21 protein-coding genes are annotated in these 16679 nt (G+C 69.5%); 16 read left to right on the plus strand and 5 right to left on the minus strand.

Annotation, left to right across the window (positions count from 1 at the left end; all coding sequences use genetic code 11):
- Window positions 1-29: 29 nt before the first annotated feature.
- Window positions 30-485, plus strand: a complete 456-nt coding sequence (locus I7X18_RS01005; protein WP_193045101.1) for a MarR family winged helix-turn-helix transcriptional regulator — start codon at window positions 30-32, stop codon at window positions 483-485.
- Here the strand turns inward: I7X18_RS01005 and I7X18_RS01010 are convergent.
- Together I7X18_RS01010 and map are read right to left on the minus strand one after the other, a co-directional pair.
- Complete coding sequence (locus I7X18_RS01010) at window positions 474-1598, minus strand: NDMA-dependent alcohol dehydrogenase (RefSeq protein WP_193045099.1); 1125 nt, start codon at window positions 1596-1598, stop codon at window positions 474-476. The genes I7X18_RS01005 and I7X18_RS01010 overlap by 12 nt on opposite strands.
- A gap of 87 nt (window positions 1599-1685) precedes the next feature.
- Window positions 1686-2456 carry a type I methionyl aminopeptidase gene (map, locus tag I7X18_RS01015; RefSeq protein WP_193045847.1) on the minus strand — a complete coding sequence of 257 codons (771 nt, stop codon included), beginning with the start codon at window positions 2454-2456 and terminating at the stop codon, window positions 1686-1688.
- Between the two features lie 88 nt (window positions 2457-2544).
- Between map and I7X18_RS01020 the strand changes: the two genes are divergently transcribed.
- Window positions 2545-2811 carry a helix-turn-helix transcriptional regulator gene (locus I7X18_RS01020; protein WP_193045097.1) on the plus strand — a complete coding sequence of 89 codons (267 nt, stop codon included), beginning with the start codon at window positions 2545-2547 and terminating at the stop codon, window positions 2809-2811.
- A 5-nt stretch (window positions 2812-2816) separates the two neighbouring features.
- On the opposite strand, the gene I7X18_RS01025 is transcribed toward I7X18_RS01020, so the two are convergent.
- The gene (locus I7X18_RS01025; RefSeq protein ID WP_193045095.1) at window positions 2817-3842 is read right to left on the minus strand and encodes a sigma-70 family RNA polymerase sigma factor; all 1026 of its coding nucleotides are present in this window, start codon (window positions 3840-3842) and stop codon (window positions 2817-2819) included.
- A 44-nt stretch (window positions 3843-3886) separates the two neighbouring features.
- Here I7X18_RS01025 and I7X18_RS01030 point away from each other — a divergent pair, with 44 nt between their 5' ends.
- The 6 genes from I7X18_RS01030 (at window position 3887) to I7X18_RS01055 (ending at window position 8147) form a co-directional block, all read left to right on the plus strand.
- Window positions 3887-4726, plus strand: coding sequence for an alpha/beta hydrolase (locus I7X18_RS01030; protein WP_193045093.1), 840 nt, complete (start codon window positions 3887-3889; stop codon window positions 4724-4726).
- On the plus strand, window positions 4723-5727 hold the full coding sequence (locus I7X18_RS01035) for a hypothetical protein (protein ID WP_193045092.1): 1005 nt from the start codon (window positions 4723-4725) through the stop codon (window positions 5725-5727). Before I7X18_RS01030 ends, I7X18_RS01035 begins: the two co-directional genes overlap by 4 nt.
- 63 nt (window positions 5728-5790) lie before the next feature.
- Window positions 5791-6540, plus strand: coding sequence for a DUF2786 domain-containing protein (locus tag I7X18_RS01040; protein WP_193045090.1), 750 nt, complete (start codon window positions 5791-5793; stop codon window positions 6538-6540).
- A complete protein-coding gene (locus tag I7X18_RS01045; protein ID WP_193045088.1) occupies window positions 6537-7052 on the plus strand; it encodes a TIGR04338 family metallohydrolase in 516 nt (171 codons plus the stop codon). The genes I7X18_RS01040 and I7X18_RS01045 overlap by 4 nt, the downstream gene beginning before the upstream one ends.
- A 10-nt stretch (window positions 7053-7062) precedes the next feature.
- Window positions 7063-7722 (plus strand): O-methyltransferase, encoded by a 660-nt coding sequence (locus I7X18_RS01050; RefSeq protein ID WP_193045086.1) that lies wholly within the window; start codon window positions 7063-7065, stop codon window positions 7720-7722.
- 29 nt (window positions 7723-7751) lie between these two features.
- A complete protein-coding gene (locus tag I7X18_RS01055; protein WP_193045084.1) occupies window positions 7752-8147 on the plus strand; it encodes an SRPBCC family protein in 396 nt (131 codons plus the stop codon).
- Window positions 8148-8235: 88 nt separating this feature from the next.
- On the opposite strand, the gene ilvD is transcribed toward I7X18_RS01055, so the two are convergent.
- Window positions 8236-9945, minus strand: coding sequence for a dihydroxy-acid dehydratase (gene ilvD, locus I7X18_RS01060; RefSeq protein WP_193045082.1), 1710 nt, complete (start codon window positions 9943-9945; stop codon window positions 8236-8238).
- Between the two features lie 80 nt (window positions 9946-10025).
- On the opposite strand from ilvD, the gene I7X18_RS01065 reads away from it, so the two are divergent.
- Window positions 10026-10634, plus strand: coding sequence for a DUF305 domain-containing protein (locus I7X18_RS01065; protein ID WP_193045080.1), 609 nt, complete (start codon window positions 10026-10028; stop codon window positions 10632-10634).
- A gap of 2 nt (window positions 10635-10636) precedes the next feature.
- On the plus strand, window positions 10637-10948 hold the full coding sequence (ricR, locus tag I7X18_RS01070; RefSeq protein WP_193045078.1) for a copper-sensing transcriptional repressor RicR: 312 nt from the start codon (window positions 10637-10639) through the stop codon (window positions 10946-10948).
- 66 nt (window positions 10949-11014) lie between these two features.
- Here ricR and I7X18_RS01075 read toward each other — a convergent pair whose 3' ends face one another.
- Window positions 11015-11314: a thiamine-binding protein gene (locus tag I7X18_RS01075; protein WP_193045076.1), complete on the minus strand. Its 300-nt coding sequence runs from the start codon at window positions 11312-11314 to the stop codon at window positions 11015-11017.
- A 181-nt stretch (window positions 11315-11495) separates the two neighbouring features.
- Between I7X18_RS01075 and I7X18_RS01080 the strand changes: the two genes are divergently transcribed.
- The 6 genes from I7X18_RS01080 (at window position 11496) to I7X18_RS01105 (ending at window position 16645) form a co-directional block, all read left to right on the plus strand.
- Window positions 11496-12479, plus strand: coding sequence for a L,D-transpeptidase (locus tag I7X18_RS01080; protein WP_226863266.1), 984 nt, complete (start codon window positions 11496-11498; stop codon window positions 12477-12479).
- Between the two features lie 98 nt (window positions 12480-12577).
- A complete protein-coding gene (locus I7X18_RS01085) occupies window positions 12578-13534 on the plus strand; it encodes a DUF4129 domain-containing protein (protein ID WP_193045075.1) in 957 nt (318 codons plus the stop codon).
- Window positions 13531-14016 (plus strand): hypothetical protein, encoded by a 486-nt coding sequence (locus tag I7X18_RS01090; protein ID WP_193045073.1) that lies wholly within the window; start codon window positions 13531-13533, stop codon window positions 14014-14016. Before I7X18_RS01085 ends, I7X18_RS01090 begins: the two co-directional genes overlap by 4 nt.
- 30 nt (window positions 14017-14046) lie before the next feature.
- Window positions 14047-15012 carry an AAA family ATPase gene (locus I7X18_RS01095; RefSeq protein WP_193045071.1) on the plus strand — a complete coding sequence of 322 codons (966 nt, stop codon included), beginning with the start codon at window positions 14047-14049 and terminating at the stop codon, window positions 15010-15012.
- A gap of 35 nt (window positions 15013-15047) precedes the next feature.
- Window positions 15048-16238, plus strand: a complete 1191-nt coding sequence (locus I7X18_RS01100; RefSeq protein ID WP_226863265.1) for a DUF58 domain-containing protein — start codon at window positions 15048-15050, stop codon at window positions 16236-16238.
- Window positions 16235-16645 (plus strand): hypothetical protein, encoded by a 411-nt coding sequence (locus I7X18_RS01105; protein WP_232375377.1) that lies wholly within the window; start codon window positions 16235-16237, stop codon window positions 16643-16645. The genes I7X18_RS01100 and I7X18_RS01105 overlap by 4 nt, the downstream gene beginning before the upstream one ends.
- Window positions 16646-16679: the final 34 nt, after the last annotated feature.

The raw sequence follows: 16679 nt of genomic DNA on the forward strand, positions 1-16679 counted from the left end.
TCTGGACACGACAACTCGGATGATGTGTCATGTATTCCATGTGGCTGTCCGCAGAGGAGCAACGGGTGTGGCGCGGGTATCTCGCGATGGTGGCCGAACTGCAGGTGGCGATGAACCGCCAGCTGCAGCGGGACTGCGGCCTGTCCCTCGCCGATTACGAGGTGCTGGTGGCGCTGGCAGAGCGGGGCGCCCAGCGCATGTTCGAGCTCGGCGAAGCGCTGGCGTGGGAGCAGAGCCGGCTGTCCCACCAACTGCGCCGGATGCGCGAACGCGGTCTGGTGTCCCGGCAGGGTGCCACCGACGACCGGCGCGGCGCCACGGTGACGCTCACCGACGCCGGCAGGGCGGCATTGCGCAAGGCGGCGCCCGGACATGCGGCGCTGGTGCGGAGTGTGCTGTTCGAGGGGATGCCGGCGACCCGGCGCAAGGCGCTCAGCGAGGTGATCGACACCGTGCGCGAGCGCCTGCGCGAGTCACCAGTCTGATTCGTCGAACGTGATCACACCGCGAATGTTCTTGCCGTCCAACATGTCCTGATAGCCCTGGTTGATGTCTTCGAGGCGGTAGGTGTTGGTGACCATCTCGTCGACCTTCAGCAATCCGGACTTGTACAGCCCGACCAGCCGCGGTGTCTCGACGTGGCTGCTGCCGCCGCCGAAGATGTTGCCCTTCAACGTCTTCTGCAGCATCGTGAACAGGAACAGATTGAGTTTGACGTCGGCCTCGAACATCGAACCCATGCCCGTGACGACGCAGGTCCCGGTCTTGGCCGTCAGCGTCATGGCCTCTTCGATGTATTCGCCGCGCATCTCGCCGACGGTGATGATCGTCTTCTCGGCCATGAAACCGTGCGTCAGCTCCAGGACCGGGTTGATCGCCTCGGCCATGGACGAGAACACATGTGTGGCACCGAATTTGATGGCCTGCTCACGCTTGAACTCGACCGGATCGATCGCGACGACGTTGCGCGCGCCGGCGATCACCGCACCTTGGAGCGCCGAGAGCCCGATGCCGCCGACGCCGACGATCACCACCGTCTCGCCCGGGAGGACCTCGGCGACGTTGGTGGCCGAGCCGAACCCCGTCGGCACCGCACAGCCCATGATCGCGGCGGTCTCGAACGGGACGTCGTGATCGATCTTGACGACGGAGTCCTTGTGCACGGTCATGTACGGCGCGAACGTGCCGAGCAGGTTCATCGGTGAAACCTCGGTGCTGCCGGCGTGGATGCGGCTGGTGCCGTCGGCGATGGCCTTGCCGCCGAGCAGCAGCGCACCGCGGTCACACAGCGAGCGGAAGCCCCGCAGGCATGGCTGACACTGTCCGCACGAGGGGATGAACGCGAGGATGACGTGGTCGCCTTCGGCCAGCCCGGTCACGTTCTTCCCGACCTTGGTGATCACCCCGGCGCCCTCGTGGCCGCCGAGTGCGGGCAGGGCGATCGGGGTGGCGCCCGTGGTCAGGTGGTAGTCGGAATGGCACATGCCCGCGGCATGGACGCGGATCTGGACCTCATCGTCGACGGGGTCGCCGATCTCGATCTCGTCGACGCGGAACGGCGAGTTCAGTTCCCAGAGCAGGGCACCCTTGGTCTTCATGATCCGCGATCATAGAACACGTTCCAGTTCAGGGTGCAACGTGGGGTCTGACCAGCGCCTGAGAGCGCTTCGACCCGTCAGTTGCGGTTATGCCGCGCGGGAGGTGAGGACGAGGGGTTCGCCGTCGGTGACCGCGATCGTGTGTTCGCTGTGGGCGGTCCGCGAGCCGTCGGCCGAACGGATGGTCCACCCGTCGGGGTCGTAGACGATCCGGTCGGTGCCGAGGGCGAGCCACGGCTCGAGCGCGAGGGTCAGGCCGGGTCGCAGCACCAGGCCGCGGCCTGCCCGCCCCTGGTTGGGGACGTGCGGATCCTCGTGCATGGTCCGGCCGAGGCCGTGCCCGCCGAACTGGGTGTTGACCCGGTAGCCGTAGTCGGCGGAGACGGCGCCGATCGCGGCGGAGATGTCACCGAGCCGGCCGCCGGGGCGGGCGGCGTCGATCCCCGCGGCCAGCGCGCGTTCGGTCGCCTCGATCAACCGCTGGTCCTCGGCCCGTGGGGTGCCGACGATGAGGCTGCGCGCCGAATCGGCCACCCACCCGTCGATCGATACGGCGATGTCCATGCTCAGCAGGTCGCCGTCGCGCAGCACGTAGTCGTGGGGCAAGCCGTGGAGCACCGCATCGTTGACCGACAGGCAGATGACGTTGCGGAAGGGGCCACGGCCGAACGACGGCGCATAGTCCCAGTAGCAGGACACCGCCTTCCGGTCGGCGATCAGCTCCCGGGCGCGGTGTTCGAGCTCGAGCAGGTTCACCCCGACCCGGGCCCGCCCCTGCAGGTCGTCGAGTAGTTCGGCGATGAAGGCGCCGGTGGTGCGCATCGCCTCGATCTCCCGCGGTGTCTTCAGCTCCAGCACGCCGTCGCCCTTCTCCTGGTCGGTATAGAAATACCAGACTAGTACAGCGATCGGTATTTTCATACCAAGCGTGGCGTATGCTCACCGCATGGTGCGATCCCCGTTGACGCCGCAGCAGCTCGCCGCAGGCAAGCGTCTCGGCGCTCACCTCCGGCAGGCGCGCGGTGACCGCAAGCTCGCCGATGTCGCGCAGGCTGCGTCGATCTCGCCGGAGACCCTGCGCAAGATCGAGACGGGACGCCTTGCGACGCCCGCCTTCACGACCGTCGCCGCCCTCGCGGCGGTGCTGGAGATCCCGTTGGACGACCTCGCCCGGATCTGCATGCCGGAACCGGATCTCCAGAAGACGGGATAGCTCCCCTAGAGCGCGTCGGCCAGCCCGAACGGTGCGAACGTCGTCGCGTGGAAGGCCACGACGTGTGACACCCCGCCGGCCGTGACGTCGAGCACATGCAGTTGAAGGGGTTCGTGCCTGCCGGTGGCGGGGTTGCGCAGGTACACCGCCGCGGCAGTCTGCCCGTTGGCGGTGGTGGGGATCAGCCGCATGTCGCCGGCCCGTTCGGCCGGGCAGTGCGTCTTCGACAGCAGCACGATGTCGTGCGGGCCCTGGTACCACCCGTCGAACGGCGGCATCTCCCAGACGGCGTCCGCGGTGAACAGGTCGACGAGCTGGTCGATGTCGTAGGTCTCGAACGCCGCGATGTAGCGGGTCAGCAGATCCTGCGCCTCGGGGGACTCCGGCGGCCGCAGATCGTCGTCCTCGCTCGGGCCGACGGCGTCGAGCTGGGCCCGGGCGCGCTGCAGCAGGCTGTTCACCGCCGCGGTGGACGTGCCGAGCGCGTCGGCCACCTCCGCGGCCTTCCACTGCAGCACCTCACGCAACACGAGCACCGCGCGCTGGCGCGGGGACAGATGCTGCAACGCCGCGATGAACGCCAGGCGCACTGATTCGCGTGACCCGACGATGCTCGACGGATCACCGGCGTCGTCGGGCAGCGGCTCCAGCCACGGCACTTCGGCGCGGGCATGGATGTCGTCGACGGGGTCGGAGCTGGGTGCGCCCAGACCGGTCGGCAGCGGGCGGCGGGCACGGCCGTCGAGCGCGGTGAGCGAGGTGTTGGTGGCGATCCGGTAGAGCCAGGTCCGCACCGAAGACCTGCCCTGAAAACCCTTGTAGGACTTCCACGCCCGCAGATACGTCTCCTGCACGAGGTCCTCGGCGTCGTGCAGCGAACCCGTCATCCGGTAGCAGTGTGCAAGGAGCTCCCGCCGATACTGCTGGGCATCGGCGAGGAAGGCGTCTTCCGCGCGGCTGTCGTCACGGCCGTCGTCGAGAGGCCGAGCCAGGACGGTCACGCTGGCGAGCTTACGCACGATGGCCGACATCCGGCACCCTGTTATCGAAGCCGGGACCGATAGTCTTTCCACCCATGGCCAGCACCCGCAGCGAGCGACATTTCGACGGCGTCGGCGGGGTGCGCATCGTCTACGACACCTGGACCCCTGACATGCCCGCTCGCGGGGTCGTGGTGCTCGCGCACGGCTACGCCGAACACGCGCGTCGCTACGACCACGTCGCGCAGCGGTTCGGCGAGGCAGGACTGGTCGTCTACGCCCTGGACCACCGCGGACACGGCCGCTCCGGCGGCAAGCGGGTCTACCTGCGCGACATGTCGGAATACACCGGCGACTTCCACACTCTCGTCGGGATCGCGGCCCGCGAGCATCCCGACCTGCCCCGCATCGTCCTCGGTCACAGCATGGGCGGCGGCGTGGTGTTCGCCTACGGCGCCGAGCACCCCGGTGACTATGCGGCGATGGTGCTGTCCGGTCCGGCCGTCTACGCGCAGTCCGCGGTCAAACCGTGGCTGGTCACCGTGGCCAAGCTCCTGGGCCGCATCGCGCCCGGCGTCCCCGTCGAACAGCTCGACGCCGACGCGGTGTCCCGCGATCCGGAGGTGGTCGCCGCCTACAAAGCCGATCCGCTCGTCTACCAGGGCAAGCTGCCCGCCGGGATCGCCCGCGGGCTGTTCACCGTGGGGGAGACGATGCCACGGGCCGCGTCCGCGGTGACGGCGCCGCTGCTGGTGGTGCACGGGCAGGAGGACCGGCTGATCCCGGTCGAGGGCAGCCACCGGCTGGTGGAGTGTGTGGCCAGCCAGGACGTCCACCTCAAGGTCTATCCCGACCTGTTCCACGAGGTGTTCAACGAGCCGGAACGGGCACTGGTGCTCGACGACGTCACCTCGTGGATCGAGGTGCGGTTGTGAAAACTGTTGTGCGACAGGCGGTTTCGTGCGTGGCCGTCGTGCTGCTGATGGCCGGGTGCGCCTCGGAGGAGAAAGCCGAGCAGATCGAACCCGCGCAGACCGGTTGGGTCGACGACCAGGTCAGCTTCGCCGCCGACGGGTTGACCATTCACGGCACCTACCGGCACCGGGAGGCCGCCGGGCCGGCCGCGCTGCTGATCTCCGAGAGCGGTCAGACCGACCGCAACGGCGACAACGCCGTCGCGGGCCCCGTCGGCAACATGCGCCAACTCGCCGAACTGCTCTCCGAACGCGACGTCGCCAGCCTGCGCTACGACAAGGTGGGCACCGGACGGACGGGCCTGGGTCCGTACGCCGTCAATCCGGCCTCGGTCGGCACCGCGGTCTACACCGCAGGCGCGGCCGCCGCGTTGCGGTTCCTCGCCGCCCAACCGGCCACCGCGCGTGACCGGATCTCGGTCTACGCCCTCGGGGAGGGCACCGTCCACGCCATGTCGCTGGCCGCCACGGACGACCCGAAGGTGCACTCGCTGGCGCTGTTCCAGCCGCTGGCCGCCCGTTACCTCGACATCATCACCGAACGCGTCCGCGGTGAGGCCGATCCGTCGGTCCTGGCGAGCTGGCTGGCCGCGGTCGAGGAGATCCGCACCAGGGGCACGGTGCCCGCACAACTGCCCGAGGGTCTGGGCGCCATCGTCAACGCCGGCAACATCAAGGCCGTCATCGAGGCCGACCGGGTGGATCCACTGGCGCTGGCCGCGAAGGTGCCCGCGGGGACACCGGTGCTGTTGACGTGTTCGGATTCCGACGGCCAGGCCACCTGCGATGTGCTGCGACCGCTCATCGGGGCGCTGCAGCACACCGCGTTGACCGTCGTCGAACTCGACGGCGTCAACCACGTGCTGCGCGACGACCCCACCGACAACGTCGCGAACTACGCTCAACAGGCGCCACTTTCTCCACAGGTCGTGGGTGCGCTGGACGGGTTCGTCACCAAGTGATGTCGGGCGCCTCGCTTAAGTTGGCCGCATGAGATCCCAGCGGGAAGCGGAGCGGATCCGCGCATGAGTGACGACAAGATGCTGGCGCGTATCGCGGCCCTGCTGCGCCAGGCCGAAGGCACCGACAACGTGCACGAGGCAGAGGCTTTCATGGCCGCCGCACAGCGCCTGGCCACGGCGACGTCGATCGACCTGGCGCTGGCCCGGTCACACTCCGATCAGCGCACCAAGGCACAGACACCCGTGCAGCGCACCATCACGATCGGCGAAGCCGGCACCCGTGGACTGCGGACCTACGTGCAGTTGTTCGTGGTCATCGCCGCCGCGAACGACGTCAAGTGCGACGTCGCGTCGAACTCGACGTTCGTCTACGCCTACGGGTTCGCCGAGGACATCGACGCCAGCCACGCGCTCTATGCGGGCCTGGTCATGCAGATGGTCAAGGCGTCGGAGGCCTACATCGGCTCCGGCGCGCACCGGCCCACCCCGACCATCACGGCGCGGCTGAACTTCCAGCTGGCGTTCGGGGCGCGTATCGGCCAGCGGCTCATCGAGGCCCGCGACGAGGCGCTGGCCGCCGCCACGGAGGATTACGACAACCGGCCGGGCACCGCGATCGCGTTACGCGACAAGGATCTCGAGCTCAAGGACTTCTACAAGCAGGCGTCGCAGGCCAGGGGTACCTGGCGTGCGGCCAGCGCCACCGCCGGATATTCGTCGGCGGCGCGGCGCGCCGGTGACCGGGCCGGGCAGCGGGCACGGCTCGGACCGAGTTCCGAACTGGCCGGTGCCCGCCCGGCGCTGGAGACGTGAGCAGCCGCGACACCCAGCGCGCCAAGGTCTACGCGGCGGAGCAGTTCGTCCGCACGCTCTTCGACCGGACGGCCGAACACGGGAACCAGGTGGTCGAGTTCTTCGGCGCCCAGCTGACCCTGCCGCCCGAAGCGCGCTTCGCGTCGGTGGCGTCGGTGCAGGCCTATGTCGACGCCGTCCTGGCCCACCCGCGGATCCGGGCCGGCTGGCCCGGCGCGGGTCCGCTGGCCGTCCGCGCCCGCCGCGGCGCCACCGCCGCGCACTACGAATGCGCCGACGGCCGGGCCGTGATCGCCGTCCCCGACCGGCACACCACCTGGGCCCTGCGCGAGCTGGTGGTCCTGCACGAGGTCGCCCATCACCTGTGCCACGCCGAACCGGCGCACGGCCCCGCCTTCACGTCCACGTTCTGCGAGGTGGCGGACGCCGTGATGGGCCCGGAGGTGGCTCATGTGCTGCGGGTGGTGTACGCCAAAGAAGGGGTCCGGCTGGGTGGCGGTTCCACGGGTTAACGTGGGCGGCGTGAACGAGCCGAATCCGCAGGCGGTCGACCAGCTTTTCGACCGGTTGCTGCACACCGAGGACGACGCGCTGATCGCCGCCCGGGAGTCGGCTGCGGCGGCTGGGATGCCGCAGATCGAGGTGTCCGCCCAGCACGGCAGGCTGCTGTTGTTACTGGCGACGATGATCGGTGCGCGGCGGGTGCTCGAAATCGGCACGCTCGCCGGGTACAGCACCATCAACCTGGCCCGCGGCGCCGGGCCCGACGGTCGCGTCGTCACCCTCGAATTCGACCCACGCCACGCCGAGGTGGCCCGGGCGAACCTGGCTCGCGCCGGTGTCGACGACCGGGTCGAGGTGCTGGTGGGTGCGGCGCTGGACACCTTGCCCACGCTGCAGACGGGCGCCCCGTTCGACCTGGTGTTCATCGATGCCGACAAGGAGAACAACGTCGCCTACGTCGAATGGGCGATCAGGCTCGGCCGGCAGGGCACGGTGATCGTGGTCGACAACGTCACCCGGATGGGCCGCATCTACGACCCGGCGCCCGATGACCTGCAGGCCACGGCGGTGCGCGAGATGCTCGAGATGATGGGCGGCCACCCGCGGTTGACGACCGCCGCGATCCAGACCGTCGGGGCCAAGAACTGGGACGGCTTCGCTGTCGCCGTCGTGACGTAGCGCGCCGGAATTCGGGTATCGGATGCGGCATGGGGATCTGCTACCGAAACGGCATGGTGATCGTCGACCGGGTGGTTCATGCCCCGCCCGCGACGGTGTGGTCGGTCCTCGTCGACCTCGAGGCGTGGCCGAAGTGGGGCCCGACGGTGGCCGGCGCCCAACTGCTCGACGGCACTGAACTCGGGCTGGGCGAGCGCGGCAAGGTCTACACCCCGGTGGGCGTGCCGCTGCCGTTCACGATCACCGAATTCGAGCCGAGCCGGCGATGGGCCTGGCAGGTGGCGGGCGTACCCGCCACCGCGCACGGCGTCGAACCGACCGACGACGGCACACGCGTGTACATGGCCGCACCGGTGTGGGCGGCGCCGTACGTTCCGGTTCTCGCCGTCGCGCTGCAGCGCATCGACCGGATGGTCAGCGGCTAACCCGCTCAGCTGTCGCCGACAGTACGGTTGTTGCGCTGCTTACGCGAGTAACCGCATCAACAACCGTACTGTCGGCGCCGCGAGGGACCTAGCTGCAGACCGCGCCGACCGCCGCCGAGCCGACCAGCTTCGTGTATTTGGCCAGCACGCCGGTGGTGTACACCGGGGGCAGCGGCTCGAAACCTGCTTTGCGGGAATCGAATTCGTCCTTGTCGACCAGCAGGTCCAGCGTGCCCTTGGCGACGTCGAGGCGGATCTTGTCGCCGTCGCGCACGAACGCGATCGGCCCACCGTCGACCGCCTCGGGCGCGATGTGACCGACGCACAGGCCCGTGGTGCCGCCCGAGAACCGGCCGTCGGTCATCAGCAGCACGTCCTTGCCCAGGCCCGCACCCTTGATGGCGCCGGTGATCGCCAACATCTCGCGCATCCCGGGTCCGCCCTTGGGGCCCTCGTAGCGGATGACGACGACGTCGCCATGGGTGATCGTGCCGTCCTCCAGCGCGTCCAGTGCGGCCCGCTCGCGCTCGAAAACCCTTGCGGTGCCCTCGAAGACGTCGGAGTCGAAGCCCGCGGACTTCACCACGGCACCCTCGGGCGCCAGCGACCCGTGCAGGATCGTGATACCGCCGGTCGGGTGGATCGGGTTGTTCATCGCCCGCAGCACCTTGCCGTCGGGGTCGGGCGGTTCGATGTGGGCCAGGTTCTCGGCCATCGTCTTGCCGGTGACGGTCAGGCAATCGCCGTGCAGCAGACCGGCGTCCAGCAGCGCCTTCATCACGACGGGCACGCCGCCGATCTCGTCGACGTGCTTCATCACGTGGCGGCCGAACGGCTTGACGTCGGCGAGGTGGGGCACCCGGTTCCCGACGCGCGTGAAGTCCTCGAGCGTGAGCTTGACGTTGGCTTCCCACGCGATGGCCAGCAGGTGCAGCACGGCGTTGGTGGAACCGCCGAACGCCATGACGACGGCGATCGCGTTCTCGAAGGCCTCCTTGGTGAGGATGTCGCGGGCGGTGATGCCACGGCGCAGCATCTCCACCACCGCTTCACCGGAGCGACGCGCATAGTCCTCGCGCCGCTTGTCGACGGCCAGCGGGGATGCGCTGCCCGGCAGCGACAGGCCCAGCGCCTCGGCGGCCGACGCCATGGTGTTGGCGGTGTACATGCCGCCGCAGGCACCTTCGCCGGGACAGATGGCCCGCTCGATGATGTCCACGTCCTCGCGCGACATCAGCCCGCGGGCGCACGCACCGACCGCCTCGAAGGCGTCGATGATGGTGACTTCCTTCTCGCTGCCGTCGGTGAGCTTGGCGACGCCCGGCATGATCGAGCCGTTGTAGAAGAAGACGCTGGCCAGGTCGAGTCGGGCGGCGGCCATCAGCATGCCGGGGATCGACTTGTCGCAGCCGGCGAGCAGCACCGTGCCGTCGAGGCGCTCGGCCTGGACCACGGTCTCGACGCTGTCGGCGATCACCTCGCGGGAGACCAGTGAGAAGTGCATGCCCTCGTGGCCCATCGAGATGCCGTCGGAGACCGAGATCGTGCCGAATTCCAGCGGGAATCCGCCTGCGGAGTGCACACCGCCCTTGACCGACTGAGCCAGTCGCTGAAGCGACATGTTGCACGGGGTGATCTCGTTCCACGACGAACCCACGCCGATCTGCGGCTTCACCCAGTCGTCGTCGCCCATCCCTACCGCCCGCAGCATCCCGCGGGCAGCGGTCTTCTCGAGGCCGTCGGTGACGTCGCGCGAGCGCGGCTTGATATCGGGCGTTGAGCCGGTTCCTGAGGGCATCTATCGATTATGCCTTCGGCGTTTCCCCCGGCCAAACCAATTCTCTATACCCCCTTGGGGTATGCGCGTACTGTGGTGGCATGACCGCACGTACCCTCCGGCCGCTCGCCCTGTTCGCTGCTCTCCTCGCGGTGCTCTTCCTGTCCGCGTGTACGAGCTCCGAACAGCAGAGCGACGGCCACACCGATCATGCCCACAGCGAGGCCGCGGGCGACACTCAGTCGCCGCACAACGCCGACGACGTCACCTTCGCCCGCGACATGATGCCGCACCACCAGCAGGCCCTGCAGCTGGTCGACCTGGCACGGGGCCGCTCCAACGATCCGGCGCTGCTCGAACTCGCCTCGGCGATCGCCGCGGCGCAGGGACCGGAGATGGACCAGCTGGCGGGGATGCTGCGCAGCTGGGGCCAGGACCCCGAGGTCGGCATGGACCACAGCGGGCACGACATGGCCGCCATGCCCGGCATGGTCGACGACGCCACGATGAAGCGTCTCGAGTCGCTGAGCGGCCGGGAATTCGACACACTGTGGTTGGAATCGATGATCAGCCACCACCAGGGTGCGGTGGAGATGGCCAAGGCCGAGATCGCCAACGGTGACAATCCGGAGGCCAAGGCGATGGCCCAGCACATCATCGACGCCCAGGAGGCGGAGATCGCCCAGATGAAGCAGATGCTGGAGGGTTGACGATGTCCACAAGGGCCCCGGAAGACGTTGCCGTGCACGGCTACTCGGCGCAGAAGGAGAACTACGCCAAACGGCTGCGCCGGATCGAGGGGCAGGTCCGTGGCATCGCGAAGATGATCGAGGACGACAAGTACTGCATCGACGTCCTCACCCAGATCAGCGCCGTCAACAGCGCGCTGCAGTCCGTCGCGCTGGGCCTGCTCGACGAACACCTCGGCCACTGCGTCAGCCAGGCCGTCGCCGAGGGCGGTGAGCAGGCCGACGCGAAACTCGCCGAGGCCAGTGCGGCGATCGCCAGACTGGTGCGGTCCTGAGGCGTTGACTCTGCGGCACTGGCGCGAAAGTGCGAGTGCGCCGCGCCATCATCACAGAGTCAACGCTCAGTTCCCGAGTTCCTCTTCGAGTCGCTCGACTTTGGCGGTCAACTGGCCGGTGAAACCGGGCCGGATGTCGGCCTTGAGGACCAGGCTGACCCGCGGGGACACCGCCGCCACCGCATCGACGGCCCGCTTGACGACGGCCATCACCTCGTCCCACTCACCCTCGATGTTCGTGAACATCGCGTTCGTCTCGTTCGGCAGACCGGATGCCCGCACCACGCGGATCGCCGCCGCCACGGCCTCGCGCACCCCGCCGGTCTCGTCGCCACCGGTCGGGCTCACGCTGAACGCCACAAGCATGGGCCCAGGATGCCACGCGGGACCTCGGCGGACGTAACGCCCATCACCCCCGGTCGCGATGAACCGAGCAGGTCAGTGGCCGTGACCACATCGGAGACATTGGTGGCCGTCCCTGTGCGCGGGGGTCGCTGACCGGCGTCCTGTGCAACACTGGGTTTTGATCTGTGACTGGAGGTATCGCATGCCGCAGCGGACTGTGCGGAAGCTGACCACCGCGATCTTCGCGGCCGGACTCTTGGGAGGACTGGCGCTGGGCGCCCCGTCGGCGCTGGCCCAGCCCGCGCCACCACCCCCGCCGCCACCGGTGAACCCGATCGCGCCGCCGCCACCGCCGGCCAACCCGTACGCGTTCCCGGCACCGGCCGTGGCGAACCCGTACGCGCCGACCGCGCAGCCGCTGCCCATCCCCGAGGGCACCCCGGCCGGCCAGAACCCGACCCCCTACGTCGGGCAACCGGTGTTCGCACCGCCGACGTTCAACCCGGTCGACGGTTCGATCGCCGGGGCGGCCAAGCCGATCTACATCGACTTCCAGCGGCCGATCGCGAACCGCCAGCTCGCCGAGGACGCGATCCACATCTCCTCGAACCCGCCAGTGCCCGGCCGGTTCTACTGGACCAGCGACACCCAGGTGCGCTGGCGGCCGCAGGACTTCTGGCCGGCGGGCACGGTGGTCAACATCGACGCGTCGGGCACCAAGTCCAGCTTCACCGTCCCCGAGCAACTTGTCGCCACGATCGACAACGCCACCAAGGAGATGGAGATCGTGCGCAACGGGGAGGTGGTGGAGACCTTCCCCATCTCGATGGGCAAAAAGGGTTACGACACCAAGAACGGCACCTACTACGTGCTGGAGAAGTTCGCCGACATCGTGATGGACTCCTCCACCTACGGTGTGCCGGTCGATGACCCGTCCGGGGAGGGTTACAAGCTCAAGGTGCAGGACGCGGTACGCATCGACAACAGCGGCGTCTTCGTGCACAGCGCGCCCTGGTCGGTGGGTGCGCAGGGCAACAGCAACGTCAGCCACGGATGCATCAATCTCGCACCCGAGGACGCCCAGTGGTTCTACGACAACTTCGGCAGCGGTGACGCGGTCGTGATCAAGAACTCGACCGGCTCCTACACCCAGCCCGACGGTGCCTCCGACTGGCAGATGTTCTGACCTGAGTCCCGTTCGGCGCCGCCGGCCCGCCGGCGCGTGTCACGATGGGTGCGGCCGGCCGTCGCACCGGCGGCCGGTGACCTGCCGAGAGTTAGCCGATGCCCGGTGCCGACAAGGCGACAGCACGCACGGTCGCGGTGATCGTGCTGATCCTGCTCGCCGGTGTCGGCCTGCGGGGCCAACTCCCCGGTGCAGAACGCACCGCTGACGAACCGGTCGAACCCGGGGCCGGCCCGCTCATCGCGGTGGTGGTGATGCTGGCACTGTCGATGGCCGTCATCGCCGTCTCGGTCGTCAGCCAGTCGCGTGACCCCGTCGTCCGCCCGGAGACCAGCGGCGATCTGCCTCGCGAGCGCGGTGGCGACGGCAGGCGATGGACGTGGCGGATGGCGCTCGTGGTTGCCGGGGCGCTGGCGGTGTGGCTGCTGGTCGTGGTGGCGCTGATGCGGCTCGGCGGCTGGCTCGAGGTGCCCACCGACCAACCCGCGGCCCCGTCCTCGGACTCGGACTCGGACCCGGATCCGTCCGGCGCCGCCGATTCGACGCCCCCACCCGACGAGGAGGAGGCGCCGGGGTCCGTCGACGTGTTCGGGTACTTCGCCGGTGCCGCAGTCCTGTTCGTCATGCTGTCGGTGATCGCCACGATGATCGGCCGCACCAAGCGGCGGCGTCCGGCAGCAGCCGCGGCCGTCGCCGCCGACGGTGAGGTGGCGCCGGTCAGCGGAACCCGGTCGCTCGCACGCGCCGCCGAACGCGGGCTGATCGCGATCGGTGACCTCAGCCGCGAACCGCGGGAGGCGATCATCGCCTGCTACGCAGCGATGGAGCGGGAGCTCGGCAAATCCCCCAGCGCGATGCCGCTGGACTCCGACACCCCATCGGAGGTGCTGGCCCGCGCCGTCGACCGCAACCTGCTGCACGGAGGGAACGCGACCGAACTCGTCGACCTCTTCGAGGAAGCCCGGTTCAGCACGCACGTGATGGGTGAGGAACACCGTGAGGCCGCAGTGCAGGTACTGCAACTCGTGCTGCGCGAACTGCAGGACGCGGCATGACCCGCCTGATCGCCGTCGCGCTCCTCGTGCTCGCCGGCGTCGAGATCTACGCCGTCGCCCGGCTCGACCGCGACGACGTGCTGACGGTGTCCGGTGTCGTGCTGGCCGGCGCGCTGATCGCGGTGCGCTGCGCGTTGGCGGGCGACCGGGCGCCGTCGCCGGTCGCCACCGAGTCCGACGAGCGGCAGGCGGCGCTGCGTCGCTGGGTGGACCGGACGGAGACCCTGGTCGGCTGGTCGGAGGCCACCCGATCGGATTGGGACCGGCGGCTGCGGCCGATGCTGGCGCGCCAGTTCGAGCTCGCGACCGGTCAACGAAAAGCCAGAGATGCCAGAGCTTTCCAGGCGACCGGCCAGATGCTGTTCGGGCCGCAGCTGTGGCAGTGGGTGGATCCGGAGAACGTCTCGCGCACCGGTGCGGACGAACCGGGTCCGGGGCGGGCGGCGCTCGACGAGATCCTGCGGCGGCTGGAACGGGTGTGACGGGGGGAATATGAACATGCCGGTGGCGAGATGAACATGCCGGTGGCGACCACGACGTCGCACTGCGAGGCGGTCCTCGACGAGATCGGATCGGTGGTCGTCGGTAAACGCCGCGCGCTCACGCTGATCCTGACCGCGGTGCTGGCCCGCGGCCACGTCCTCATCGAGGACCTGCCGGGGCTCGGCAAGACTTTGATCGCGCGGTCGTTTGCCGCCGCGCTCGGATTGCAGTTCACCCGTGTGCAATTCACACCGGACCTGCTGCCCGCCGATCTGCTCGGCTCGACCATCTACGACATGCAGTCCGGCCGTTTCGAATTCCGGCGGGGCCCGATCTTCACCAACCTGCTGCTCGCCGACGAGATCAACCGGACACCGCCGAAGACGCAGGCCGCCCTGCTGGAGGCGATGGCCGAACGGCAGGTCAGCATCGACGGCACCACCCACCGACTGCCCGCGCCCTTTCTGGTGCTGGCGACGGACAACCCAATCGAGTACGAGGGCACCTACCCGCTGCCCGAGGCGCAACTCGACCGCTTCGCCGTCCGGCTCGAACTGCGCTATCTCTCTGCGCCCGACGAGGTCTCGATGCTGCGCCGCCGGCTCGACCGGGGTTCGGCGGAGCCGACCGTGCAGCGGGTGGTCGACGGGCCGGAGCTGCTGGCCATGCAGGAGTCGGTGGAGCAGGTCACGGTCCACGACGATGTCCTTCAGTACGTGGTGTCGCTCGCGGCGGCGTCGCGTCAGCACCCGCAGATCGCCGTCGGTGCGAGTCCACGCGCCGAACTCGACCTCGTACAACTCGCACGGGCCAGGGCGCTGCTGGCCGGCCGCGACTACGTGATCCCCGAAGACGTCAAATCGCTGGCCGTCCCGGTGCTGGCCCACCGGATCAGCCTGCGGCCGGAGATGTGGGTCCGGCGGGTGCAGGGCGCCGACGTGGTCGACGAGCTGCTGCGCCGTCTTCCGGTGCCCCGGACCGGCAGCGCACAGTGAGTTGCCCCGTCGAATTACATTGGCGGGCATCGGCATTGACGCGGGCGCTCGCCACCTGCGCCGCCGCCGCGCTCGCAGCGGGATTGCTCACGACGCGGTGGGAGGTGGTGGTGTTCGCCGCACCCCTGCTGGGCGTCCTGTGCTCGGTCGGATGGCAGCCCCGCCCGCCGGCCGTCCACGTGCACAGCAGTTCGCCGTTGCAGCGGTGCTTCGAAACCGAACCCACCACTGTCGACGTCTGGGCCGTCGCCGACGACGGCAGCGACGTCACGCTGACCGCGTCCACCGTCGGCGGAGCGGCCCTCGGCACCCTCACCGACGGTGCGCGGCTGACCGCGACGGTGACCGCGGCACGGTGGGGCCGCTATCCGGTGCGTGCGCAGGTGCGCGTGACGGGACGGGGTGGTCTGCTCGAGGGGACGGGGTCCGTGGATGCCACGCATGTGTGCGTGTTTCCGCTCGCGCCCGCGCAATCGGTCACCGTCCCGCGCACCGACCTGCTCGACCGGCTCGGCACCCACCTCACCCGCCACCTTGGTCCCGGCGTCGAATACGCCGACATCCGCGGCTACGTGCCGGGCGATCAGCTCCGCACGGTGAACTGGCCTGTCAGCGCCCGGCGCCGCAGCCTGCACGTCACACAGCGGTTGACCGACCGGTCCGCCGACATCGTCGTCCTCGTCGACACCTATCCGCAGCCGACCGGCCCGGCCACCGCGGCGACCGAGCGGATCGCCCGCGGCGCCGTGCAGGTGGTGCAGAGCGCCCTGCGCTACGGCGACCGGGCCGGCCTGGTCACGCTCGGCAGCCGGCGCACCCGGTGGCTCGCCGCCGACATCGGCCAGCGGCAGTTCTACCGCATCCTCGACGTGCTGATGGCGGCAGTCGAATCCGATTCCACCACAGGAACTCTCGCCCCGCAGGCCGCGGTGCCGCCCGGGGCGATCGTCGTCGCCTTCTCCACGATGCTCGATACCGAGTTCGCGCTCGCACTGATCGATCTGCGCAAACGCGGGCACACCGTCGTCGCGGTCGACGTCCTCGAGGGCAGCCCACTGGTCGGTGACCGGGACGCCCTCGTCGACCGGATGTGGACGTTGCAGCGCTCGTTCATGTACCGCGACATGGGGACCATCGGCGTGGACGTGGTGTCCTGGCCGTCGGACGTCACCCTCGACCAGGCGATGGCGCTGACACCCCGGCGCAGAAGCGGGGTCCGACGGTGAAACCGTTGCTGCCCACGGCGTTCGGCGTGCTGATGGTCTCGGCGGTGGCCTACCGCGCCGACGGGGCCACGCTCCTCGTCGCGGTGACGGCACTGGCCGCGGTGGCGGTGTCGGTGTGGTGGCGGCCTGCGGCGACCGTCGCGGTACTGCTCACGGTGTGCGCGGCCGTACTCGACGCGACCGCACCCATGTCCACCGCCCTGGCCGGGTTGGCCGCCGCCGCATACCTCGTGCTTCGACACGGCGACGGGCGGGCCACACCGCCGACGATGGTCGCGGCCGTGGCGTTCGCGCTGACCGCCACGGCGGTGGTGGTGCTGCCTGTGGACGTTCCGTGGCTACCGCTGGCGGCGCCGCTGGCACTGTTGGCCGGGTACGTGCTGGCGTTGCGGCCCTACCACCGGTGATTTCGGCGTGCTGAGTCGCGCTGAGCGCGACCGC

Origin of the sequence: Mycolicibacterium baixiangningiae (assembly GCF_016313185.1) — a bacterium.
Classification (GTDB): Bacteria; Actinomycetota; Actinomycetes; order Mycobacteriales; family Mycobacteriaceae; genus Mycobacterium; species Mycobacterium baixiangningiae.

Excerpts from the sequence above, each read along its gene's own strand:
- I7X18_RS01005 (WP_193045101.1), top strand. The coding sequence starts at position 30 with ATGTATTCCATGTGGCTGTCCGCAGAGGAGCAACGGGTGTGGCGCGGG.
- I7X18_RS01010 (WP_193045099.1), bottom strand. The coding sequence starts at position 1,598 with ATGAAGACCAAGGGTGCCCTGCTCTGGGAACTGAACTCGCCGTTCCGC.
- I7X18_RS01020 (WP_193045097.1), top strand. The coding sequence starts at position 2,545 with ATGGTGCGATCCCCGTTGACGCCGCAGCAGCTCGCCGCAGGCAAGCGT.
- I7X18_RS01025 (WP_193045095.1), bottom strand. The coding sequence starts at position 3,842 with ATGTCGGCCATCGTGCGTAAGCTCGCCAGCGTGACCGTCCTGGCTCGG.
- I7X18_RS01030 (WP_193045093.1), top strand. The coding sequence starts at position 3,887 with ATGGCCAGCACCCGCAGCGAGCGACATTTCGACGGCGTCGGCGGGGTG.
- I7X18_RS01040 (WP_193045090.1), top strand. The coding sequence starts at position 5,791 with ATGAGTGACGACAAGATGCTGGCGCGTATCGCGGCCCTGCTGCGCCAG.
- I7X18_RS01055 (WP_193045084.1), top strand. The coding sequence starts at position 7,752 with ATGGGGATCTGCTACCGAAACGGCATGGTGATCGTCGACCGGGTGGTT.
- ilvD (WP_193045082.1), bottom strand. The coding sequence starts at position 9,945 with ATGCCCTCAGGAACCGGCTCAACGCCCGATATCAAGCCGCGCTCGCGC.
- I7X18_RS01065 (WP_193045080.1), top strand. The coding sequence starts at position 10,026 with ATGACCGCACGTACCCTCCGGCCGCTCGCCCTGTTCGCTGCTCTCCTC.
- ricR (WP_193045078.1), top strand. The coding sequence starts at position 10,637 with ATGTCCACAAGGGCCCCGGAAGACGTTGCCGTGCACGGCTACTCGGCG.
- I7X18_RS01075 (WP_193045076.1), bottom strand. The coding sequence starts at position 11,314 with ATGCTTGTGGCGTTCAGCGTGAGCCCGACCGGTGGCGACGAGACCGGC.
- I7X18_RS01080 (WP_226863266.1), top strand. The coding sequence starts at position 11,496 with ATGCCGCAGCGGACTGTGCGGAAGCTGACCACCGCGATCTTCGCGGCC.
- I7X18_RS01085 (WP_193045075.1), top strand. The coding sequence starts at position 12,578 with ATGCCCGGTGCCGACAAGGCGACAGCACGCACGGTCGCGGTGATCGTG.
- I7X18_RS01090 (WP_193045073.1), top strand. The coding sequence starts at position 13,531 with ATGACCCGCCTGATCGCCGTCGCGCTCCTCGTGCTCGCCGGCGTCGAG.
- I7X18_RS01095 (WP_193045071.1), top strand. The coding sequence starts at position 14,047 with ATGAACATGCCGGTGGCGACCACGACGTCGCACTGCGAGGCGGTCCTC.